This is a genomic window from Cycloclasticus sp. PY97N (assembly GCF_002443175.1).
Taxonomy (GTDB): Bacteria; Pseudomonadota; Gammaproteobacteria; order Methylococcales; family Cycloclasticaceae; genus Cycloclasticus; species Cycloclasticus pugetii.
This window is the reverse complement of the sequence record NZ_CP023664.1, coordinates 1,585,622-1,608,009: the sequence shown is the minus strand read 5'-3', so window position 1 is coordinate 1,608,009 and position 22,388 is coordinate 1,585,622. Positions and strand designations below refer to the sequence as shown.

General features: G+C 40.7%; 21 protein-coding genes. 13 read left to right on the top strand and 8 right to left on the bottom strand.

Features of this window, described 5'->3' with window-relative positions:
• Positions 1-2: 2 nt before the first annotated feature.
• The 9 genes from CPC19_RS07880 (at position 3) to CPC19_RS07840 (ending at position 11,387) form a co-directional block, all read left to right on the top strand.
• Positions 3-1,607, top strand: a complete 1,605-nt coding sequence (locus tag CPC19_RS07880) for a DUF1302 family protein (protein WP_016389441.1) — start codon at positions 3-5, stop codon at positions 1,605-1,607.
• Between the two features lie 34 nt (positions 1,608-1,641).
• Positions 1,642-2,868: a DUF1329 domain-containing protein gene (locus tag CPC19_RS07875; RefSeq protein ID WP_016389439.1), complete on the top strand. Its 1,227-nt coding sequence runs from the start codon at positions 1,642-1,644 to the stop codon at positions 2,866-2,868.
• An 80-nt stretch (positions 2,869-2,948) separates the two neighbouring features.
• Complete coding sequence (locus CPC19_RS07870; protein ID WP_016389438.1) at positions 2,949-4,166, top strand: Rieske 2Fe-2S domain-containing protein; 1,218 nt, start codon at positions 2,949-2,951, stop codon at positions 4,164-4,166.
• A 62-nt stretch (positions 4,167-4,228) separates the two neighbouring features.
• Complete coding sequence (locus CPC19_RS07865; protein ID WP_016389436.1) at positions 4,229-5,065, top strand: alpha/beta fold hydrolase; 837 nt, start codon at positions 4,229-4,231, stop codon at positions 5,063-5,065.
• Positions 5,066-5,141: 76 nt separating this feature from the next.
• Positions 5,142-5,468, top strand: a complete 327-nt coding sequence (locus CPC19_RS07860) for a non-heme iron oxygenase ferredoxin subunit (protein WP_016389434.1) — start codon at positions 5,142-5,144, stop codon at positions 5,466-5,468.
• Between the two features lie 489 nt (positions 5,469-5,957).
• Positions 5,958-7,076 carry a hypothetical protein gene (locus tag CPC19_RS07855; protein ID WP_016389433.1) on the top strand — a complete coding sequence of 373 codons (1,119 nt, stop codon included), beginning with the start codon at positions 5,958-5,960 and terminating at the stop codon, positions 7,074-7,076.
• Positions 7,069-9,444 carry an RND family transporter gene (locus tag CPC19_RS07850; RefSeq protein WP_016389431.1) on the top strand — a complete coding sequence of 792 codons (2,376 nt, stop codon included), beginning with the start codon at positions 7,069-7,071 and terminating at the stop codon, positions 9,442-9,444. The genes CPC19_RS07855 and CPC19_RS07850 overlap by 8 nt, the downstream gene beginning before the upstream one ends.
• 74 nt (positions 9,445-9,518) lie before the next feature.
• The gene (locus tag CPC19_RS07845; RefSeq protein WP_016389430.1) at positions 9,519-10,280 is read left to right on the top strand and encodes an SDR family NAD(P)-dependent oxidoreductase; all 762 of its coding nucleotides are present in this window, start codon (positions 9,519-9,521) and stop codon (positions 10,278-10,280) included.
• Positions 10,281-10,490: 210 nt separating this feature from the next.
• On the top strand, positions 10,491-11,387 hold the full coding sequence (locus CPC19_RS07840) for an NAD(P)-dependent oxidoreductase (RefSeq protein ID WP_016389429.1): 897 nt from the start codon (positions 10,491-10,493) through the stop codon (positions 11,385-11,387).
• Positions 11,388-11,413: 26 nt separating this feature from the next.
• Here CPC19_RS07840 and CPC19_RS07835 read toward each other — a convergent pair whose 3' ends face one another.
• Positions 11,414-12,082: a Crp/Fnr family transcriptional regulator gene (locus CPC19_RS07835; protein ID WP_016389428.1), complete on the bottom strand. Its 669-nt coding sequence runs from the start codon at positions 12,080-12,082 to the stop codon at positions 11,414-11,416.
• Between the two features lie 89 nt (positions 12,083-12,171).
• Here CPC19_RS07835 and hcp point away from each other — a divergent pair, with 89 nt between their 5' ends.
• The 3 genes from hcp to CPC19_RS07820 all read left to right on the top strand — a co-directional run bounded on the left by hcp (position 12,172) and on the right by CPC19_RS07820 (position 15,994).
• The gene (gene hcp, locus CPC19_RS07830; protein ID WP_016389426.1) at positions 12,172-13,842 is read left to right on the top strand and encodes a hydroxylamine reductase; all 1,671 of its coding nucleotides are present in this window, start codon (positions 12,172-12,174) and stop codon (positions 13,840-13,842) included.
• A 285-nt stretch (positions 13,843-14,127) separates the two neighbouring features.
• A complete protein-coding gene (locus CPC19_RS07825) occupies positions 14,128-15,456 on the top strand; it encodes an aromatic ring-hydroxylating dioxygenase subunit alpha (protein WP_016389425.1) in 1,329 nt (442 codons plus the stop codon).
• Position 15,457: 1 nt separating this feature from the next.
• Positions 15,458-15,994: a 3-phenylpropionate/cinnamic acid dioxygenase subunit beta gene (locus CPC19_RS07820; protein WP_015005787.1), complete on the top strand. Its 537-nt coding sequence runs from the start codon at positions 15,458-15,460 to the stop codon at positions 15,992-15,994.
• Positions 15,995-16,058: 64 nt separating this feature from the next.
• Here CPC19_RS07820 and CPC19_RS07815 read toward each other — a convergent pair whose 3' ends face one another.
• A complete protein-coding gene (locus CPC19_RS07815) occupies positions 16,059-16,778 on the bottom strand; it encodes a Crp/Fnr family transcriptional regulator (protein ID WP_016389423.1) in 720 nt (239 codons plus the stop codon).
• A 169-nt stretch (positions 16,779-16,947) separates the two neighbouring features.
• On the opposite strand from CPC19_RS07815, the gene CPC19_RS07810 reads away from it, so the two are divergent.
• Positions 16,948-17,451 (top strand): DUF411 domain-containing protein, encoded by a 504-nt coding sequence (locus CPC19_RS07810; RefSeq protein WP_016389422.1) that lies wholly within the window; start codon positions 16,948-16,950, stop codon positions 17,449-17,451.
• A 186-nt stretch (positions 17,452-17,637) separates the two neighbouring features.
• On the opposite strand, the gene CPC19_RS07805 is transcribed toward CPC19_RS07810, so the two are convergent.
• The 6 genes from CPC19_RS07805 to CPC19_RS07780 form a co-directional block, all read right to left on the bottom strand.
• The gene (locus CPC19_RS07805) at positions 17,638-17,979 is read right to left on the bottom strand and encodes a thioredoxin family protein (RefSeq protein WP_016389420.1); all 342 of its coding nucleotides are present in this window, start codon (positions 17,977-17,979) and stop codon (positions 17,638-17,640) included.
• A gap of 48 nt (positions 17,980-18,027) precedes the next feature.
• Positions 18,028-18,453, bottom strand: a complete 426-nt coding sequence (locus CPC19_RS07800; protein WP_015005791.1) for a DUF3010 family protein — start codon at positions 18,451-18,453, stop codon at positions 18,028-18,030.
• 128 nt (positions 18,454-18,581) lie between these two features.
• Entirely contained in the window at positions 18,582-19,397 is an 816-nt protein-coding gene (locus CPC19_RS07795; RefSeq protein ID WP_236610501.1) for a YdiY family protein, read from the bottom strand.
• A gap of 182 nt (positions 19,398-19,579) precedes the next feature.
• Entirely contained in the window at positions 19,580-20,161 is a 582-nt protein-coding gene (gene nudK / locus CPC19_RS07790; RefSeq protein ID WP_016389414.1) for a GDP-mannose pyrophosphatase NudK, read from the bottom strand.
• Between the two features lie 89 nt (positions 20,162-20,250).
• Positions 20,251-21,675: a cardiolipin synthase gene (gene cls, locus CPC19_RS07785; protein ID WP_016389412.1), complete on the bottom strand. Its 1,425-nt coding sequence runs from the start codon at positions 21,673-21,675 to the stop codon at positions 20,251-20,253.
• A 90-nt stretch (positions 21,676-21,765) separates the two neighbouring features.
• Positions 21,766-22,386 (bottom strand): LysE family translocator, encoded by a 621-nt coding sequence (locus CPC19_RS07780; protein WP_016389410.1) that lies wholly within the window; start codon positions 22,384-22,386, stop codon positions 21,766-21,768.
• Between the last annotated feature and the right edge of the window lie 2 nt (positions 22,387-22,388).

Here is a 22,388-nt window from a genome sequence, read left to right as displayed (position 1 = left end):
AAATGCGCACAACTCAGACTATAAAAAAGCTGATAGCAATCGGCCTGACAACGTTGGTTGTCAGTCCATCGGCACAGGCAATTGATTATCTAAACGGGGATTTACGTGTATCCGGATTCGTTCGAGCACAAACCGCTATCTCCACCACCAGTGATAAAAATGCGGCCAACACAGCATTAGGCCAACAAGATAATCCCGACTTTAACTTAAACCGCGTCTGGGGGATTGCAGACTTTGACTACCGTCCATCAAGCTTAAGAAACGGCTTGTTTGATAGCGTTCGCTTATTTTCACGGGTCAAACTGGCGTATGACCTCACCGAAGATTTAAGCGGCGGCGTCGATAGCTACGATGCCTTCTCTGCCTCCAATAACCTTAAAGATCGCGGCACGATGATGAATGCAAGCAACGACACCGCATCAGCCGATATCTGGGAACTCTTTGTCGACATTAAAAAAGGCAAATTATGGACACGCTTAGGTCGTCAAAACATCGTCTGGGGAGAATCTGATGGGGTAAGACTGTTAGATATTGTTAACCCACTGGACAATGCCTGGCACCCATTTGAAGGCGGCGGTGAGCTCTTTGATCACCGTCGTATTCCATTGTGGATGGCACGGTTTACCTACCAACTACCCATCAATGATATGAGCGTCGACTTCTTCTATAATCCCGGTGACTTTGTTCCCACAGTACAGGCGGATATCGGTTCACCTTGGAACGTAAACCCCTTACCACGTGATGGTGTTGGCGATCCGGCTGATGGGTTTTTAGTCGTAGGCAGCCCATTTGGACCCACCTTAGCACCCGGCACCACCTTCATCGTGGATGACGACACCAATGATTGGCGCGGCGAAGACCAATGGGGAATACGCTTATTAGGCTCACTAGGTGGGTTTAATTACACCTTAAATTACTTAAGCTTAATTGATCAAGATGGGGTGATTTCAGCGACCAACACACTCCCTGTTTTCACACCAACACCGCCAACAGCACCAGGTGCGCCAGTAGCCGTACTGCCCGTGCTACAAAACACCCATGAGCGCTTAGATATAGCAGGGGCTTCATTTAACTGGTATGCCGATAGCCTTGCCGCGGTGTTTAGAGGCGAAATGTCCTACACCTTTGATAAGCCGTTTGCAAAATCTGCCTCAAACCTACAGTTTGCTGGGCCTGTCCCGCTGAACCCGCAAGATGCACTCGGGGTCGCTCATCGAGATGAAATGAAAGTAATGTTAGGTATTGATCGACCTTCCTTTATTTTCTCAAAAACTAGAACGATGAACATCTCCGCTCAGGTGATCTATATCGAACGTGAAAAAATATCCCTTGATACAGATCTTAACGGATTAGCGGCAAGAAAAGATGAAACACAACTCACACTGAACTTAAGTCAGCCCTTCGACAATGATCAGTTTTTCGTTGAATTCTTTGGCTTGTATGACATAGACGGCGGTTATTGGTTACAGCCCCAAGTCAGATGGCAGCCGGGTAATAACTGGCGTGTATGGGCTTACTACAACGCCTTTGGCGGAGAAGAAGAACGCAGTATCGCCGTGTATGACCACGCTGACGAAATGAATATAGCCGTGTCATACCAGTTCTAATCAATCATTCATAAAAATTTAAGAGGTCATGAAAATGAATATAAATGAAATAATGAAACATGCTTTGAGCGCACTCATTATCAGCAGTGCATCAACAATGGCATTTGCCAAGGTTCCGCAAGTCGGCGATGTGATTGATGCCAGCAATGTAGACCAATACAGCGAATACTTAATTGAATCAGCGATTGCACTTGTTAAACAAGGTCAGGTACTCAAAGTCACACCGACTTCTGAAAAAGGCTCATTAAGTAACCCGGAGTTTTTGCAAATCACTGAGGCAAACAAAGGTAAAGCCAGAATACTGGACGAATACGGGACATTGGGCCTTGAAGATGGCTCGCCATGGATCGGTGGATTGCCCTTCCCGGTTGCTGAAAAAGGTATCGAGGTGATGGTTAATTATCAGGTCGGTAACCTCGCTTTAGAGGGTGATGACTTTGGTCATGTGAATGGTCCTGATTTTCCGATTAGTCGATTAACCTATATCAATAGCGATGGTGATGTTTATAAAGAAGCGACCATGGGGATGACGCAAATCATGATGACAGGTCGAGTGGCCGCTGAACCAAAACCAAGCATTCCTGGTTATGAAGATGAAACCACAAGAAGGATTATCAAGTTTATTGAACCCTATGATGTGAAAGGTATTATTTCCTTAGATATTCAATACCGAGACCAAAGTAAGTTACCAGAATCTTATGTTTACTTACCATCGTTTAGACGGGTTCGCCAAGTGGCTACAGCGAACAGAACTGATTCGCTTGCAGGCTCAGAATTAACACAGGCAGATTTAAGTGGCTTCTCAGACCCAATGGGCCTGTGGAAATTCAAAATTATTAAAAAAGGTTTAATGTTGGTAAACACAAGGAGCATAACGCCTACGGTTCCTTATCCAGAGCCTATTACACTGCATAATAAGTTTTTCCCACAACCTCAACGTCAAATGGAATTGCGTGAAGCCTATGTAGTAGAAGCGATTCCAAGGTATGACACGGTTTATGGTAAGAAAATTATGGTATTTGATGCTGAGGTTTATCGATTGGGTGACGTGGCTATTTATGACAATGCCGGCAAACTTTATAAAGCTTTTCAGCAAGACTTTGGTGTAACAGATGGTAATCACCCCATACCAACATGGATGGTGGCACTTAACTTGCAAACAGGAAGCGGTACCGTATTTGGTAATTACGATATGGGGCTTAATTTAAACCCATCGGTCACTGTGACAGAAAAATCATCAATGAAAAACTTAGCGAGATAATCAAAATGCCCCTTGGGCGATGAATCGCCAAGGGGCATTAGGTGGCTCTATCCATATTGACTAAATATTAAGGAAAGCAAATGATAAATTTTGATAATGAAAACGATACAGTTGTAGATCAAGAGGTTGTCAAAAAACTTAAAGGTTGGGGCAATTACATCCAAGCAAAACTTGGTTTCCGTAATCATTGGTATCCGGTTGGGTTTAGTGAAGATTTAGAAGAAAACAAGCCCAAGCCAATTCAATTAGGCGGCGAAAAACTATTAATCAACCGCATTGATGGAGAGGTGTTTTGTATTGCCGATACCTGCTTGCATCGTGGTGTGTCCTTCTCAGAAAAAATCGAATGTTACAGTAAAGACACTGTAACGTGCTGGTATCACGGATGGACCTATAATTTTAATGATGGCAAACTTTGCGATATTTTAACCGACCCAAATAGTCAAATGATTGGGACTCGTGCACTACAAACTTATCCTGTAGAAGAAGCAAAAGGGATGATGTTTGTGTTTCTAGGCGATGTCGCAGAAGGCGATGAACCGCCTGCGTTAGGCTTAGATTTACCACCCTGGTTTTTAGATGAAGACCGATATGTCATGGGGATAGGCCGTGAAATTGAATCTAACTGGCGCCTTGGTGCTGAAAACGGTTTCGACACAACACATATTTTTATTCATAAAGACTCATCTTATTTAACAGCACGCGATGCACCTATTCCACTTGGTTTTGCAACTGAGCAAAAATTAGAATTAGGCATTCACGACAAAGATGGAGCACCTAAAGGGGTCGTTGACCCATTAATGGGCAATTACCGACCTGTATTTGATGCAAATATCAAAGGTGAATCCGTTTTATCAAGTGTTCGCCCTGAAGGTGAGCATTCAACTATTTATCAAGTGTCGTTGTGGATGCCAGGCATTCTGACGGTAGAAAATCACCCTGAACCCGATATAACACAGGTTGAGTTTTATGTACCTATTGATGAAAAAAGACATATGTATTTTCAAATTCTGAGTAAAAAAGGGGTCACTGAGCCTGAGCAAATACACCGTTATAAAGAGGAATTCACGTCATTGCATGAACCGTTAGCGCTACGTGGTTTTAATGATGATGATATTTGGGCCAGAAAAGCATCTCAGGCATTTTATGATGATGATTATGGTTGGTTAGAAGAGCAGCTTTTTGAACCGGACCATAATTTAATCGCCTGGAGAAAACTGGCAAGTGAACATTGCCGTGGAATACAACGAGCACCTCGAACAGGGGCCGCTAGAGTAGTTGCACCAAAAAAAGAGTAACGGTTTTAAGTAACGTACTTAAAAGCTAAGAACGTTTAAATTTTATATGAGAGGGCATAATTTTGAATATAGAAAATGAATCACTATATGAAAAGAAATATATTGATGTGGATGGTATTAACACTTGTTATATAGAAGCCGGCGAGGGTGAGCCATTAGTGTTAATACATGGTGGTGGCGCTGGCGCAAATGGCTACGGAAATTGGTTTGCTTGTTTGCCGTTGTTTGCCAAAAGCTTTAGAACCATCGCTGTTGATATGGTGGGCTTTGGTTTAACAGATAGCCCTGACCCCAGTGATTTTGAATATTCACAAAAAGCACGTTATGAACATATTGCTAACTTTATTAAAAAAATGGGGTTAGAGAAAGTCAACCTTGTTGGTAATTCAATGGGTGGAGCAACAGCCATGGGGGTTGCCGTTGAGTACCCAGAACTGTGTGAGAGGCTTATCTTAATGGGCAGTGCTGGGCTAAATACAGAGTTGGATATAGCAGCGCTTAAGCCTGTTTTAGGGTATGACTATACAAAAGAAGGGATGATAAGGCTGATAAAGGTTCTCACTAATGATTCGTTTCAAATTACCTCAGAAATGATTGATTACCGACACGCAAACTCAGTAGACCCAAAAAATGAAGCCTCTTATGCGGCGACTATGGACTGGGTTAGAAAAGCAGGGGGCTTGTTTTATGAAGAAGACTATATTGCCAGCGTGCAACAAAAAACACTGGTTGTGAATGGTAAAGACGACCAAGTGGTTCCTTTATCGAGTGCACATAAATTTTTAGAGTTAATGGATAACTCATGGGGTTATATCATGCCGCACTGTGGTCATTGGGCGATGATTGAGTACCCCGACGACTTTTCTAGTGCCGTGTCGGCTTTTATAAAATCGCACTAGTATGTTGAAGTGCTAATGAATTTTTTAACTAACCATATTATAGATGCCCTGAAAGCTAAGGGATAAAAGGAGTCTTATGTCTGAATTAATGATGCTTTGTAAAACAGCCGAGGTGACCGAAGATGCACCAATTCAAGTGGTGGTAGATGGTTTGCCCCCACTAGCGGTTTATGAGTTTAATAAAAGTTATTACGTTACCAGTGATATTTGCACACACGGAATGGCGTTTATGACAGAGGGTGAACAAGATGGAAATGAAATTGAGTGCCCTTTTCATGGTGGTGCATTTAATTTTGTCACAGGGGAAGTGGTGTCTATGCCCTGTCATATTCCATTAGAGACTTTTCCAGTCGTCATAAATGATGAATACGTGTGTATTGAAAAACCAGTACTTGAGAAATGATTTATTACTCTTAACGGCGAGAGTAATTGTCTGCACGAATACTGGATAAAAGTTTATATGAGCGGGAAGTTTTTAAAAAGTACGATGGATAATACGCAAGCAGTGCTTAGTGTTATTTGAGGGTGAAAAATCCTTAATGAAAAAGCAATGGTATTAAAACCAAATAGGTTTAATCAGATAATAATTTTATTGTGAGGGATTAGAAAACAGTTGTGTTTGTGTAAGTGAGGTGAGAATGGCAGTTTACTGCGAATCGGTTTGATAGATAACACTGGTTAAGTAGTAGGGTGAAGACTCTAACCTTTATTGAAAAACAGTTTAATGAAGAACACCACTCCAATGTCGGGGATACGGATACTTATCTTTTTAGGGTTTGCATAGTGTTTAGGCAATCCCTCATTCGATAAGTTTTAAACAAGTTAAATATCAAATTATTCAGTTGGTATGAATAGTTGATGGGCATTTAAATATCGTTTAAGGAGTGGTTAAGTGAAGAAACGTATTTGTACAAGAAGGGTTATTGCTAGCCTATTGGTTTTTGCTGGGTTCAGCCAGGCATCAGGCGTTTTGTGGGCAGTAGAAGCGCAACAAAAAGTGGACATCAGAAACGGTTCCATGGGGTTAGCCCATATAAAATCGAATCAATTGGATGATCTTGAAAACCCAGTCTTAAAGCCCAGAGATAGCTTATTTGATATCACTCAACTGGCTGATCAATCTTACCTAATGGTTGGAAATGATGGCTTGATCATCAAAGCATCAAAGAAGCAGGCGGCAGAAAGGCTAGATTCCAATATTAACCACGACCTGTTTAGTACGCACGCCACCAAGCAAGGTGACGTGTTTTTAGGTGGTGCAAATGGGTCATTGTATAAGTCTAAAGATCATTTGACTAACTGGTCAAAACAAATAATAGCACCCAATGAATCGATCTTTAACTTTATTGAGTTGAGCACCGCTGAAGTTCTTTTATCGGGTAGTTATGGGCTGCTGATGTCAAGTAGGCCACCTTATCAGCAGTGGGAAGCCGTCAATATACCTTGGGCAGACTTTCTAAAAGAAGCGTGGAATGAGTTTGGCGAAGCAGCCCCTCATTTATATGCTGGTTGCACTAACCAACGCGATGAATTACTGGTAGTTGGTGAGTTCGGCTTAGCACTTAAACGTGATACTGACGGGCAGTGGAGCAAAATACATGGGGGGGCTATAGAACCGGCTATTTATGGCTGTCAGCTATCCAATAACGGCAAAAATATCATTTTGGTCGGGCAACAAGGCATGGTTTACCAAACCAGTAATGGCGGCGATTCATGGGTTGAAAAGAGTATTTCAAAAGGAAGTGACCTATATAAGGTGGAAAAGATCAAAGACCTTTTCATTATTCTGGGCGATAAAAAGAAAATATACACCTCATTAACTTCATCAGACTGGGTGTGCCAGCGATTTATTGGTGACAGGCCTTTGGGTTGGTTTGTTGATATGGCAGTGCAAGGGGAAGACATCGCCATTATCGGCAGTAATGGTGGTTTTAAAGTGACAAGCTATGCGTCATTTGTAACCGCAATAAATCAATTGAATAACTCAAAGGAGCTTGTTAGCTGTGAATAATTGGGCTGAAAAAATACTATCATTACGGATCATATTATTGGTAATAGCTGGCATCATTACGGTTATTGCTGGGTTTTATGCATCCACCATTTCATTTAAAACGGTGTACGAGGAGATTTTGCCTCAACACCATCCATACATTGATACACACCTTGCCTACGAAGGGCAATATGGTGGTCCTTTAACAATCAAGCTTATTTTCGAGTCTAAAGAAGGCTCCATTTATCAGGCTGATGCGCTAAAAAAGATTAAAGCCATTACCGAAGGACTTGATGCAACGCCTTATGTCAATCATGATCAAGTGTTTTCAATCGCTTCTCGCAAAGTAAGGCGGGTAAAAATTGATGAGTTTGGTGCCAGCAGCATTCCGCTATTGCCGGGTGATGAACCACTACCAAAAACTGAAGGGCAGTTAAAAGCGTTTTCAGAACTGGTTGATAGCACGCCTGGGGTTCTTGGAACGTATGTCTCATTTGATAAAAGCTCTGCTTATTTTCAAGCCAGCTTAATTCCAGGTGAAATAGATTATACAAAGGTATTTAATTATTTAAACGCATTGTCAGAGCAATATAGCAATGAGACGTTCACCTTGCATATGTTTGGTCAACCCGTGTTAACAGGGTGGATCTATATGTACAACGCAGAAGTCATACAAATTTTATGTCTTTCTTTTCTGGTGATGTTAGTGATGCTTTTTTACTTCTCTAAAAACACAAGAATGGTTGTTTTAGCAGGTGTTACCTCTTTAATTAGTGCGGTATGGGGCTTGGGCTTTGTAGGCTTATTAGGTTGGTCTTTAGACCCCCTAATACTAGTGATTCCAATGCTAGTTATGGCACGTACCTTAAGTCATTCGGTACAAATGGGGATGCGTTATTTAGAAATAGCGCATGATCAGTTAAGTAAAATTGATGCCTGCGTTATCTTACTAAAAAAGCAATTTAAGCCAGGTGTTTTGGGGATCGTAACCGATGCAGCAGGTATCTTCTTAATTGCGGTCGCCGATATTCCTGTGATGCAAAAACTAGCCACATTTGCAGGTATTTGGTCGCTTAGCGTGATTGTGACAGTACTTATCTTAATACCGTTAATGTTCAGCTGTGTAAAGCAAGTTGGTAAGGTCAATCTGTCAGTCGAAGATGAGAGTTATTGTCTTACAAAGAAAATATTAAGCGGTATATTCTATCTGTCAGATCATAAAACAAGCCGTGTCATCGTTTGGGTTGTTTTTATTACGGTATCAGCCAGTTCATTTTGGATTTCAAAAGATCTAAAAGTAGGTGAGGTTGAACCTGGCACCAGTTTATTATGGCCTGATTCGCCGTATAACCAAGCGGTGTCACTTCATACCAAAAAATTTATTGGTCCAGATCAATTGCTGGTGGTTGTTGAAGCCACACCAGCAGAAGAAAACAATGGTGCTAAGAAGGCTGACCGTGTGGATATCCGTGAATTGAGTGTTATAAAGAAAATTCAAACCTTTCAATATATGATGCAAAACACACCTGATATCAAAGGGAGTCTATCATTTGTGGATTTATTGCCCAGTGTAAAACGCAGTTTATCGGGTAACTATCCTAAATTTGAAACGCTTCCCGTGGACGGCCGTGAATCGGGGCAGTTGGTCAATTTACTGCAGGCAAATGCTTCACCAGGCGATTTTAGTTACTTATTTGATAATGAATATAAAAATGCCAGTGTGCGCTTTTTTGTTTCAGACCATAAATCAGAAACGGTTAATAATGTTATTGAAAAGACTAAAAAAGTTATCTCTGAAATAGAAGCCAATGATAGTAGCCCCGGCAAATTACGCATGGCCGCAGGCAGTATTGGGATTGCATCAGCAACAAATAGTGAGGTGTCAAAAGCTCAAGGTTTAAACTTTATCTTAACGACAATGGTTATTATTGTTGCGATATGGTTTGGTTATCGATCCTTGTCAGCGGTATTGATTTTAATTACCCCATTATTATTTACTGATGTGGTTGTCGCAGCCATTATGGTGAAACTCGGGATGAGTATTAATGTAAATACCTTGCCCATTTTGTCGGTTGGCATGGGTATCGGGATTGACTATGGTATTTATTTGCTAAGTCGCTCAATAGAAGAGGGTAAACGCGGAGTACATAGTAGCTTGAACGAGGCTGTGCATCATGCAATTTTAACCAGTGGTCGAGCTATCTTTATTACCGCTATTACGATGGTCTTTGCGGTTGGTATTTGGTATTTCATGTCTAACTTACGCTTCCAAGCTGATATGGGCCTTTTACTTGCATTAGTGATGATTATCAATTGCTTAGGTGCACTTATTTTGATTCCTTTGGCGATACATACGTTTAAACCAAATTTATTAAAGGCCGATGCGTAATGTTTTGGTTAATAGATCGCATAATTAGTAATGCTTGTTAATATGAATATTATAGGTATGGTTATATTATGAGAATGAGTGGAAAAGTAGCCCTCATAACGGGGGGTGGTTCAGGGATCGGTGAAGCAAGTTGTCAGCGTTTAGCGCAAGAAGGTGCAACGGTTATCGTGACTGATATTAATTTAGACAGTGCCGAACGTGTTGCAGATGCGATAAATAATGAAGGAGGGCAGGCCTGTCCTAAGTATCACGATGTAACCAAGGAAAAAGCTTGGGTAGCTTTGATCGATGAGGTTATCGATCAATTTGCTGGTTTAGATGTATTAGTAAACAACGCGGCTATTGCACCAACAGGGTCGGTAGAAGACACCTCTTTGGACGACTGGCGAAGTGTTCAGCAGGTCAATGTAGAAGGCGTTTTTATGGGTACACGTGAAGCCGTAAAAGCAATGAAAGAGAAAGGTGGCTCAATCATTAATATTTCATCTGATTTAGGTATTATTGGTGAACCTACAATGGCTGCGTACAGTACGAGTAAAGGGGCTATTAGAGTTTTTACGAAAGCAGCTGCCTTACATTGTGCCAGGGAAGGCTACGCTATTCGGATAAACTCTGTACACCCAGGTTTTATTGATACACCCGCTGTAACCAGCACGGTAGCGGAAATGAGCGAAGATATGGCGAAGGCATTTAGAGAACGAATTTTAGCTGGAATTCCAATGGGGCGAATGGGGAGGCCTTTAGATGTAGCGAACGGCATTCTTTTCCTTTCTTCAGATGAATCTAGTTATATGACCGGTTCTGAGTTGGTGATTGATGGTGGTTTTATCGCTTAATGTTAAGTTTGCCAAACTGCTAGGTTAATCTGTATGAGGCAAGGCAAGGCAAGCACTGACAGTTTGCCGAATATAATGCTTTTATTTAATTGCTTCCTTGATTAAAAGTTCATAAGGGATAAATCCCTGAGAATGATGCTGAGCAGTTACATTTATTTGTTATGTTAGACTTCTTTTTCCGTTATTAAAGACTGTGAAGAGGTTAACGAATTGACATTTAAAATTGCTTTTATCGGGCTTGGTGCAATGGGGCAAGCTATTGTTTCTAGAATTATACAAGCTGGCCATAGCGTTACGGTACATGACCTATCCGCTCAAGCTGTTAACGCGACGGTTGAGAAAGGAGCAACAGCACTTGAACAAGGTGTGCCGTTAGGCAGCGATAAAAACCTCGTGTTTGTCAGTGTGTCTCATGCCGATATCATGGAAAAGTTGATCTGTGAAGAAGGTGGTTTGTTAGATGGCATGGATGAGGGAGGCATTATTGTTGATTTAGGCACAACGCCCAGCGGGCAGTGTCGGCAGTTAGCAAAACTGGCCAGTGCTAAAGGTAAAGTTTTTTTAGATGCTCCTGTTAGTGGTTCAACGCCTTGGGCTGATGCTGGTACCTTGGCCATGATGGTTGGTGGAGAAGAGCAAAGCTATCAGCGAGTGCGGCCGATCCTCTCCTCGTTTGCAAATAAAATTCACTATTTAGGTGGGTCGGGTAATGGGCAATTACTAAAATTGTGTCACCAGTTGACCTTTGTTTCTACCATAACAGGCATATCGGAAGCCATTGCTTTGGCCGAAGCGCACGGGCTTAAGGCTAAAATGGTTCTTGATGTATTGGCAGATTGCGTTGCGCCGAGGCATGTTATTGACTTTATGCTGCCGATGGCTGAAAACGAGCGTTTTGACCAAGGGCGTGGAACCTTAAAACTAGGCCATAAAGACCTACAAGCAGTTAAGCAAAGTGCCGAAGATGTCAGTTTAAAACTACCACTCGCTGAAGAACTGTTGGGTTATATGGATAAGGCAATGAAAGAGGGTTGGCAAGATGCTGACTTGTTTGCTTTGGTTGATATGGCAAGAGATGAGTTTTATGCAACGATGAAAAGCCGCTAAGAAAAGACCTGTTTTAGATAAACAGGTTAAATGTTTATATGCTGACGTAAAGCCTCTAAATCTAGAATAGTAATCGTTTTGCCTTGTACCTCAATCAGGCCATCGCGTGTTAATTGTTTTAAAATTCTAGAAAAGGTTTCAGGCCGTACGGATAGGCGTGACGCTAGGGTTGCCTTTGGTGCTGTCCATTGTATTTTATAAGGGGATAGGGCATCGTTAGTGATGCCTTGGAGCATAAATTGAACAACACGCATGGTAGCATTTTGTAGGGTTAGCTGATCAATCTCCTGAATACTTCCATGTAAGCGTTGACTCATTTTAGCCAGTATTTTTAAACAAGTGGCGGGTGACTGATCAAGTAGTTTAAGAAACGTACTCATTTTAATTTGTATCAGTTGGCAGTCACTAATCGCTTGCGCATGCACTGGATAATGTTGAAAGTTCATAAACATTACTGCTTCAGCAAATGTTTGTCCTGGACGAATTAATTCGATCACTTTTTCCTCACCATTGGCAGAGAGGCGATACAGTTTAATCTCGCCGGCCTGTAAATAATAAAAGTACTTGGCCGGGTCTTGCTGGTGAAATAAATGGTTCCCATCGTTGAGTGAAAGCGTGCTAGTCGCCGTTTCAATTTGACTAAATTGTTGCTCATTAAAGCTGGCAAATAATAAATGTTGGCGTAATGAAGTCATGTTTTTTAGGTTTCTTGATGTAGGTCAATTACAACGGAAGGAGCGCTGCCTAGAATTCGCCACACATGTAAAAGACAAAGGAGACTAACATGTTTTGTTATCAATGCGAACAAACAGCACATTCAAAGAAAAATGGTATTGGCTGCCAAACAGCGCAAGGGGTTTGCGGTAAAGATGCCACCACCGCTGATTTACAGGATTTAATGACTTATAGCGTTAAAGGCATTGCGCAATATGCAAAGTTGGCTCGTGAGTTAGGCCACACAGACAATGAAGCAGATGTTTTTATTTTATATGGGTTATTTACGACCTTAACCAATGTTAACTTTAATGCAGATCGTTTTGTTGAACTCATTGCTGAAGCTAAGCAAATACGAGATCGTCTTAGGGAAGCGTATGAACATGCCGCCGTAGAACAAAATGTACCTATTGAAACGCCAGAAGGGCCAGCAGTGTGGGAGCCAGCGACGGTTAAAGCAGGTTTGTTGTTGCAGGTTGAACACGCAGCGATTGATAAAGACTTAGACATTGTTGGAGAAGATATTGTTGGTTTACGTGCCATGATGCTTTATGGCCTTAAAGGTGTAGCGGCATATTGCTACCATGCGCATGTTTTAGGTTACCAAAATGAAGAAGTTTTTGAGCGCATTGAAAAAGCGTTAGATTTGTTAGCGAACGAACCAACTGATGCAGAGCTTCTACTCGGAGGTTGTCTAGAAGTAGGGGCTATTAACCTAAAAGTAATGGAATTACTGGATGCGGCTAATACCGGTCAATTTGGTGCTCAAGAAGCGGGTGCAGCAAGAACAACGGCGGTTAAAGGGAAAGCCATTTTAGTCAGTGGGCATGATATGCAAGACCTTTATGACTTGCTTGAACAAACCAAAGATACGGGTATTAATATTTACACTCATGGAGAAATGTTGCCTGCTCATGCCTATCCAAAGCTAAAAGCATATCCTCACTTAATTGGTAATTATGGCACGGCTTGGCAAAACCAACATATGGAATTTGCTGCCTTTCCAGGTGCCATCATCATGACATCAAACTGTTTAATTGAGCCGCAAGACTCTTATAAAGATAGAATTTTTACTGCTGGACCGGTCGGTTGGCCTGGAGTTCCTCATCTAGAACATGGTGATTTTACTTTGGCGATTGAAGGGGCTAAAGCAGCCGAAGGTTTTACCGAAGATGAAGAAGAAAAATCAGTGATGGTTGGCTTTGGTCGTCATACCGTATTGAGTGTTGCAGACAAAGTGGTTGAAGCGGTTAAAAGCGGCGATATTAGTCATTTCTTTGTAGTGGGTGGTTGTGATGGTGCAGCACCCGGCCGTAATTACTATACAGAGCTGGTTGAGCAAACACCCGATGATACCGTTGTTTTAACCTTGGGCTGTGGTAAATACCGCTTCAATGATCAAGATTTAGGTGATATTGCTGGCATCCCAAGGTTATTAGATGTTGGCCAATGTAATGATACCTACTCAGCTATTCAAATTGCCTTAGCACTGGCTAAAGAGTTTGACTGTGGAGTAAATGATTTACCACTATCTTATATGGTTTCATGGTTTGAACAAAAAGCTGTGGCCGTTTTACTGAGCCTACTATCCTTGGGGATTAAAGGCATTCACCTAGGGCCAACATTGCCCGGTTTTATCACACCCAATCTTCTTAATATTCTTGTAGAAACGTTTGATATTAAACCGAATGGTGTGGCCTCAGAAGATTTAGCAAAAGCATTGGCTCAACAAGCCGCTTAATATTTAACTAATAACATTCTGATTAAAAAAGAGCGCCTAGAGCGCTCTTTTTTATATTAATAACCATTGATGTCACTGATGAATCGAGATGGCTTGTATAAGAAAAAATCACCAGCGGTGAATCTGATCTAGATCATTTAATAAGAAAATAGTGCTCTAAAACAAGGCTTGGCGAGAAAGCCAAAATAAAAAATTGATTAGGGTCAGTTTAATTAATAGGCGTAGCAGATAGAGTCACGTTTTTCGACATGATAATAAAAGTTAGATCATTTCACAGGAGATAAGATGAAGCCAGTTAATAAATTAATCCAACAAGACGGCGCGATTCAAGATCGTGCGATATTTTGGGATGAGGACATTTACCAAAAAGAGATGGAAGAAATTTTTGCTCGATGTTGGTTGTTTTTAACACATGAATCAATCATTCCCGATGAGGGTGATTATCAGTCGACAATGATGGGTGAGGACTCTGTTGTTGTTGCACGCCAGAAAGACGGCAGTATTAAAGCATTTGTAAACTCATGTACACATCGTGGTAATGCCGTTTGTTTTTCAGATGGTGGTAATGCTAAATCATTTACCTGCCCATACCATGGCTGGGTGTTTGGTATGGATGGTAACCTTGTTGATGTACCTTTAGAAAAACAGGCCTATCATAATGAAATTGATAAGGATGCCTTACACCTTAAGAAAATAAGGGTAGAGAGTTATAAAGGCTTTGTCTTTGGTACATTTGATGATGAAGCGCCATCACTAAAAGATTACTTAGGTGGAATGGCTTGGTATATGGATTCATTTATGGACGTGCCCGGTGGCTGTGAGCTAATCGGCCCTCCGATGAAATCTATTCTAGATTGCAACTGGAAAAACCCAACAGAGAACTTTATTGGGGATGGCTACCATGTCGGTTGGGCACATGCGTCCGCGTTAGAAATAGCAGGTGGCCCATTAGCCATTGCCAAAGGTAATGCCGTTTATGATGCTGAAACATCCGGGTTGCAAGTTACCGTACCTGAAGGTCATGGGTTCGGTGTTATTTGGGAAGGCGCGGCTGCGCTTCATGGCGGCCCTGTTTTTGAAGCCTATCAAAAATGGTTGGATGACAGATCGCCACTGATTAGAGAAAAAATGGGTGAGCACCGTGAGAAGTTTTACCGTGGGCACTGGGATGCTGCAATTTTTCCTAATTGTTCATTTTTATACGGCACAAATACTTTCAAAATGTGGCAACCACGTGGCCCGCATAGTATTGAGGTGCTGACATGGACCTTAGTTGAAAAAGAAATGCCTGATCAGCTTAAACAAATGATACATACCGATAATATGCTGACCTTTGGTACCGCGGGTATTCTTGAAAGTGATGATGGTGAGAATATGGAGCAATGCACACAAACTAATCGTGGCTATTCTACACGTCAAGGGACGCTTTATCTTGGTATGGGGAAAGGGCATGAATACCTTGATCCTGAGTTACCCGGTTTGGTTAGTAAAGGATGGGTTAACGAAGCACCTCAACGAGGCATGTATCGTCGATGGGCAGAGTTTATGGAAGGTAAACCTTGGAGTGAATTGTCAACGACGGCTCAATTAGAGCAAAAAAAAGTAGGGGGCTAAAATGAGCAATAAACAACAAGCAGGACAAAGCGTTGATCAATCTACTCACTTTGAAGTTGAGCGTTTTTTAGTACAAGAAGCAAGAGCCTTGGATGAAGAGCGATTTGATGATTGGCTTGGAAATATGCTATGTAAAGATATTAGCTACCAGCTACCAACTCAAGAAGTGCGCTATCGCCGTGACAACAAGGTATTGGGCAATTCCCAAACAACATATTTATATAATGATGACTACGGCATGTTGAGTATGCGTGTGGCAAGAATGGCGACAGGCATTGTATGGGCTGAGGACCCTAGGGTTCGTAATCGTCGTATTATCAGTAATATAGATGCTCAATGGTCTGAGGCCGACGACGAAATTGATGTGCGTTCTGCCTTTATTTTATTTCGTAGTCGTATGCAAAGGGACCAAGCAACACATTACGGTATTCGGATGGATAAATTAAGAAAAGAAAAGGGTAACTGGAAACTAGCATCAAGGGTGATTACCTTAGATCAACGTGTTGTGCTTGACAAAAATATTCACTGTTTCTTTTAGTAAGCCGCCCGTTTAATTCAACTTTACCAACCACCAGCCTAGTTAATATAGGCTGGTGGTTTTTTTAATAACTTTTTTTGGAATGCTCCATAGTAAGGTTAGAACATTCTTGCAAAGCCTCTAAATCCACAATGTGAATCTCTTTATTCATTTTATGAATACAGTTTTTATCAACCAGTTTAGTAAAGGCACGGCTGGTTGTTTCGTTGGCAAGTCCCAAGTAGCTTCCAATATCTTGACGAGACATCGGTAATTGAAAGTCTAATTGGTACTGATCAGATCGGCTGGTACGTTTGGATAAGGTTAATAGAAAAGTCGCTAATCTCGCAACAGCAGTGTGTTGAGACAGACAATTAAAAAAGTCTTGGCCAGAAGCCAACGACAAACTAAATAGGTTGATAGCCCAGTCAGACAAAGCGGGTGTATATTTTCTTAATTCGGCCAGCTCCTGATAATTTACCCTGCAAAGCCTACTGTCTGTGAGTGTTTTGGCGGTGTTTAGGTAGCGCCTTTTTGAAATACTCTCAAGACCCACAATATCTCCAGGCATGTAAAAACCTGTAATATTTTCATCCCCCTTAGAGTTAGTAATATAGGTTTTTAACGCACCCGATTTAACAATATATAAGGCCTGAAAGTTGCTACCTTGATGGTATATATTTCGATGCCGAGGGTATTGCTTAGTGGGCGATACAATTTTATCGAGTTTATGAATATTATGCTCAGCAAAGGCGCTGGGTATACAGGTGTTTGCTAATGAGCAATCCTTACAATCTTCAGGCATAAAAGTATACTGTTTTACAATTTGACGGTGAATTTCATCACACTCTTAATCTATTAGCAATTGATAATATAGCTTGCTTATCTTTTAATCTCTATCTATTAACAATTTGTTTACAATAAGGTTATCACACACATCAAAAATACTTCAGGTTAGAACAAGGAATGAAAATATGTTTAATATAGTAAGGCTACTTTTGCCGTTAGCATTTTTATTGGGGCTAACAGCTTGCTTAGAAACCGAGCAGCAAACACAAAAAAATAATGCCAATGAAGAGCTATCGTCCTTGGTTCAATTAGATGTTTTTAAAAGTCCCACCTGTCAATGTTGTGATGGTTGGGTAAGCCACGCAAAGCAACATGGTTTTATATCGACAACGCATCATCCGCTAGATTTAAATGAACTTAAATCAAAATGGGGAGTTGCCCCGCAGTACCAGTCTTGTCATACGGCGGTATCAAAAGAAGGTTATGTTTTTGAAGGGCATATTCCAGCGCAGGTAATACAACGTTTTTTAGCTGAAAAACCTGCTAATGCATTAGGTCTTGCTGTTCCTGGAATGCCGATTGGAAGTCCGGGAATGGAAATGGGTGACCGACGTGACGATTATGATGTTTTATTGCTGAAAAAAGATGGTGGCTCACAAGTTTATGCACGTATTCGTGCAAATAGTTAGTTTCAATGTATTCACGTCTATTAGGTGCTGCTGTGCTTATTTGTTGCCTTATGCTCACCTAGCGCCATACATGGGCGTTAATTGGACACAGGTGTACGGTAAAAGAGCAGATCATGTAAAAGAAGTTGGCTATCAGTTTTAATTGAATGATTAACGCAGTACAGATATATAGCTTAAATTAAAACTTTAGCCAGCAGACATTGATGAGAGTAATGCATTCACCTGCGCAGTAGACGTTGGGCGAACCACGCGAGCTAATTCCACACCATCTTTTAATAAAATTAACGTAGGCCAGCGTCTAACTTTAAAGGCGCGGCCTAAAGCCAAACCTTTACCGTCATAAACCTTAACGTGCGCAAATTGAAGCGGTTTTAAGGTTTGCTCAATGGCAGATTGTGCCGCTTTGCAATGCTCGCACCATGGGGCTCCAAATTCTAAAAAGGCATAGCCGGTCAGTTGGCTAATGTCTTCTAAAATCGGGTTATCTTCAGCGTATAGAGGGTTAAACCCTATTTGACTAGCTTGCATAATGATGGCCTTTTTTAACGAGTTAGTCGAAAAGTTTAATTCTACACCTTATGCCAAAACATGCGCGGCATAAGCGGTGGTAAAGGCGGTTTCTTGAAACACTTTTAATCCAGTATCAGAAAAACTTATTGGTAAACGGTTTTCAGATAGAGCTAACTTAATTTCTTTTTGAGATAGCATTATTACATCAAGTGTATCAATCAACTGAATAGTTGCTTCTAATTTAAAACCAATGGGGCCACCGGCAAATTTGCCTTTTAAAGCACGCTCTTTAATGGCCACCTTGTTAATGCCATAGTCGGCCATCAATTTAGCAAAAGTTTTTTGGAAGTGTCGTAAGTCATCAGTAGAATGCCCCTTTGGCAAACTTACTTTACGGACTCGACAATCGGGTAAATTAAACGTTTGCTGTTCAAATTGAAGGAAACAAATAACAGCATCATTAGCAGAGAGTTCTACACCACAAATTTTCATAAATAATTTTTAGTTGTTTGAAATAATGTGTGACAGATTAGCATTTTTAGCTTGTATGATCTTGTTAGATACATACGTTGCAGGCGATTCATATCACGTTGATTGGCGTTATAGGTAAGGTGGTATGTTTAGATATCAAAGGCTAATAAAAGACGATATTGAAAATCATTTTCTTGACTCTCACCGTTCGCTAATGAGTCATAGTCATTAACAAACCCTACTTTTAGATTCAAATTATTAATATCTGCTAGGCCAATTTTCCAATTGAGTTCTGTTAAATTTCTAAACTCGCCTAATTTATCCAAATTTGGGTATAGGCTGTTTTTAAACTCTACCGAATGATGTTTACTAATAGCCCAAAAACTTTCAAGCCCCAAAAGTGCTTCTGGTGTCCAGTCATCATTGTCACCGCTAAACTCTTTACTCACACCTAGGCCTGTTCTACCAATAAGTGACCAAGCGTCTTTTTTTATTAATTGGCTACCTACACCGGCCGATAGGTCAATTTGGTGATCCCAATCTTCGAACTCATCCCAGTCATATCGACCCTTTATAAAAGAAAAGTGGGGGTTTGATGGGTTAAGAAAATCTCTTGTAAATTGAGCAAAAAAATCACTTTTTGTCGTTTCATTATCATCGCTACCATTGTTATATGCACTGGATACCGACCAACGTCTTGTTGTGTTTGAAAAATCCCCATTCACACCAATATGAATATCCATATCTTGTGTATTACCTTCATTGCCATTAATCCCTAGTTCAGCGGATCTTTTCCAGTCTTTAAAAAAGCCGGTACCTAATAGGCCGTTATCTTTTTTATCGACTATTTTTTCTTCGCTCACTACAGCTGGTTTAATGTTGGACGAAGGGATAGTTACTAAGCCTAAAATAGGGTGAGAAAGGGTGACTTGTCCATTTTCTGTTTTAATAACATCACCGTTCAAGGTGTCTCCATTGAGTAATTTAATTTCAGTAGCGATTGCGGATTGGAAAAAAGCTAAGCTCAGCAGAAAGATAAAAGGCTTCATAAAATAATAATTAGATAGGGTAGAAAAACAGGTTAAACAAGAATAGTTTTGCTTGATAGGGGGCGCTATGGCCACGTGTGTTTATTGCAAACCGATTATTATAAACAAAGTTGATTTAGTTTTGCGTATTGGAGAAGCATAATAGTTTTGGCATCAACGATATCGCCTGTTGCGATCATTTGATATGCCGCTTCAAAATTAAGCTCTAAGACTTCAATGTTTTCTTGTTCATGCGCGAGTCCTCCGCCTTCACTTATTTTCATTTGCGGTGTGTATTCAGCAATAAAAAAATGCAGTATTTCAGTCACTGCGCCTGGGGACATATAGGCTTGAAAAATTTTCTTAACCGTTTTAACACTGTATCCAGTTTCTTCCTCAATTTCTTTTTTTATACATATTTCTGGTTCGTCGCCGTCTAACAAACCTGCACAGGTTTCAATGAGAAGGCCGTCATTATTGCCATTTAAATAACTGGGTAAACGAAACTGTCTAGTAAGAATAACGCTCTGTTTTGCTGCACTATAGAGCAGTACCGTAGCACCATTACCTCGGTCATAAACCTCACGCTGATGTTGCTCCCATTGACCGTTTTCTTTTTGGAAATCGAAGGTATATTTATTCAATGTATACCAGTTATCGGATAGTAATTTTTTACTTAAATTTTTAATACTCTGAATCATAATATCGAGGGGTATAGATATTTATTTGGCTGTTACTCATTATATTGCAATGTCGCAAGGTGTTCTTGCCGAGTAGGTAAGCTGTGGGTTTATAAATAAGGGGTAAAAAGCCACCAAAAGGAATCCCAAGCTTTTATTACAAAAGAGCGTTTATTGAGTTTTTGGGGCGTTATTTCAATGGCTTGTTGTTTATCGTTGTTTATAATTTTGGCCATTGATTGAGCAAAATCAGCATCAAATATTTCGACATTAAGTTCAAAATTTAATCGCAAACTACGAGAGTCAATATTAGCCGATCCAATTTGGCAATAATGATCGTCTATTAGTAACAGTTTTGAATGCACAAAAGGGCTGGGCTGATAATAAATTTTTACGCCATAGGCTAGAAAATGGCGCATGTTATTTCGCATCGCCCAATGTATATAAGGTTGGTTATTATGGACCGGCAATAATATTGAAACATCTACACCTCTAAGTGCAGCAGACTGTAAAGCAATAATCAGCCCATTAGGCGGTAAAAAATAGGGTGTCACCAGTGTAATACTCGATTGAGCACTGTTAAGAGCGCTAATCATTACTTTTGTTAATACATTTATATTAATGCCCGGACCATCACTGATAGCGCGACAGGATGATTGTCCGTATGTGTTAATGTCATAGTACTTGCTTGGTAGCTTTTCACCACAGGCGTAAAACCAGTCATTCTCAAATATTTGACCGATTTGTTGTACAACAGGGCCTTTCAAGCTAAACATAAAATCTTTAGTTGCCCTGTTAGGCTGACACGTTTGTACTAAATGACATTGGCGGATATTCATTCCGCCCGTAAACGCATGTTTTCCGTCACATAATAAAATTTTGCGGTGGTTACGCAGGTTAAGTGTAAAGCGCGGTAACATTTTTCCTATGGGTAAAAAGGTAAGTGTCGTTACACCACGAGCAACTAGAGCCTTTCTAGTTTGACCGAGACTGTACCAAGAACCTACACCATCAAGTAACACACGAACATTAACACCACGTTCCACAGCATCAGCCAGCGCATCGATAAACTGTTCACCAACACCGTTAGACTCAAAAATGTACATGGATAAATAAACCCACTCAGTTGCTTCATGAATACTTTTTAACATCGCTGGGTAAGCATTCTCACCCTGACTAAGTATCTGTATTTGGTTGCCTTCGCTTAAGGGTAGTCCGGTAACAGCCAAACTAAGACGTTGATGAGGTGATAAAGGTCTGCTTTTTTTATCAACAGAGGTAATAGGTTTGGGAATAGTGCTAAGTGAGGTATCAGCAACTGCGCCTAGTGATAAAACTTTATTGTGAGCGCGGTTTATTCCTAAAACAAGGTAGAGAATAGGGCCAACAAATGGAAGAGAAAAGCAGGTAATAATCCAAAGTAGTGATGACCTAGGATCGTTTTTATTCATCAGTGCATGTAAAGCCGTTGAAACCGACAACATAATTAGTAGCAGTTGGATCAGCCAGTTTAGAGTTAGCCAAAAAGTAATCATATTTTTCTTAACGAGAGGCGATGAAAATTAGCCGAGACTGATTAGTCTACGCTGATTTTTTAAAGTCACAAATCAACTTGCCGATGCTTACTAATCTTTAAAAATTAGGTAGCCCCCAGCGGCTAACATAAAACTACCGGCTGTTTTTCTAACCACGTTATCAAACTTATTAGCGGATGCAACAGCAACTATTTTAGCGGCTGAAAACGCATATAGAATTTTTACACTAGCCAGGCTAATAACCATAATAGAAATTAAAATTAGAATATCTGGGGTTTGAACGGTAGACAGATTAACGAATACAGGTAAGAAACTAGCGTAAAAAATAATGGCTTTAATATCGCCCAAAGTTAATATTAAGCCTGCAGCGAAACTAGCGAATAAATTTTGTTGTTTAACGCTTTTATCAACTAATATTGAGCTAGCACCGTTGGACGTGATGAGCGTATAACCTAACCTAAGTAGGTAAGCGGCTCCGAGGTATTTAATAACCATAAATAAGCTACCCAAGGTGTCAGCCACAACCGACAAACCAACAATAGCCAGTAGAATAAATATCAAATCACCCAGAATGATGCCGGCAGTTACAGCAACACCGTTGGCTACACCAAATGTGGCTGAGCGCGTAACAACTAAAGCAACACTAGCACTGGGTAAAGCTGCCAGCGCAACCATCATGCCGAATAGAGTAATAATCTCAATAATGCTCATTC

Bases quoted from the DNA above. Each gene is read 5' to 3' on its own strand.
- CPC19_RS07845 (WP_016389430.1), top strand. From the start codon at position 9,519: ATGAGTGGAAAAGTAGCCCTCATAACGGGGGGTGGTTCAGGGATCGGT.
- CPC19_RS07835 (WP_016389428.1), bottom strand. From the start codon at position 12,082: ATGACTTCATTACGCCAACATTTATTATTTGCCAGCTTTAATGAGCAA.
- CPC19_RS07820 (WP_015005787.1), top strand. From the start codon at position 15,458: ATGAGCAATAAACAACAAGCAGGACAAAGCGTTGATCAATCTACTCAC.
- nudK (WP_016389414.1), bottom strand. From the start codon at position 20,161: ATGATTCAGAGTATTAAAAATTTAAGTAAAAAATTACTATCCGATAAC.
- CPC19_RS07880 (WP_016389441.1), top strand. From the start codon at position 3: ATGCGCACAACTCAGACTATAAAAAAGCTGATAGCAATCGGCCTGACA.
- CPC19_RS07815 (WP_016389423.1), bottom strand. From the start codon at position 16,778: ATGCCTGAAGATTGTAAGGATTGCTCATTAGCAAACACCTGTATACCC.
- CPC19_RS07805 (WP_016389420.1), bottom strand. From the start codon at position 17,979: ATGCAAGCTAGTCAAATAGGGTTTAACCCTCTATACGCTGAAGATAAC.
- CPC19_RS07875 (WP_016389439.1), top strand. From the start codon at position 1,642: ATGAATATAAATGAAATAATGAAACATGCTTTGAGCGCACTCATTATC.
- CPC19_RS07825 (WP_016389425.1), top strand. From the start codon at position 14,128: ATGAAGCCAGTTAATAAATTAATCCAACAAGACGGCGCGATTCAAGAT.
- CPC19_RS07810 (WP_016389422.1), top strand. From the start codon at position 16,948: ATGTTTAATATAGTAAGGCTACTTTTGCCGTTAGCATTTTTATTGGGG.
- cls (WP_016389412.1), bottom strand. From the start codon at position 21,675: ATGATTACTTTTTGGCTAACTCTAAACTGGCTGATCCAACTGCTACTA.
- CPC19_RS07800 (WP_015005791.1), bottom strand. From the start codon at position 18,453: ATGAAAATTTGTGGTGTAGAACTCTCTGCTAATGATGCTGTTATTTGT.
- hcp (WP_016389426.1), top strand. From the start codon at position 12,172: ATGTTTTGTTATCAATGCGAACAAACAGCACATTCAAAGAAAAATGGT.
- CPC19_RS07870 (WP_016389438.1), top strand. From the start codon at position 2,949: ATGATAAATTTTGATAATGAAAACGATACAGTTGTAGATCAAGAGGTT.
- CPC19_RS07860 (WP_016389434.1), top strand. From the start codon at position 5,142: ATGTCTGAATTAATGATGCTTTGTAAAACAGCCGAGGTGACCGAAGAT.
- CPC19_RS07780 (WP_016389410.1), bottom strand. From the start codon at position 22,386: ATGAGCATTATTGAGATTATTACTCTATTCGGCATGATGGTTGCGCTG.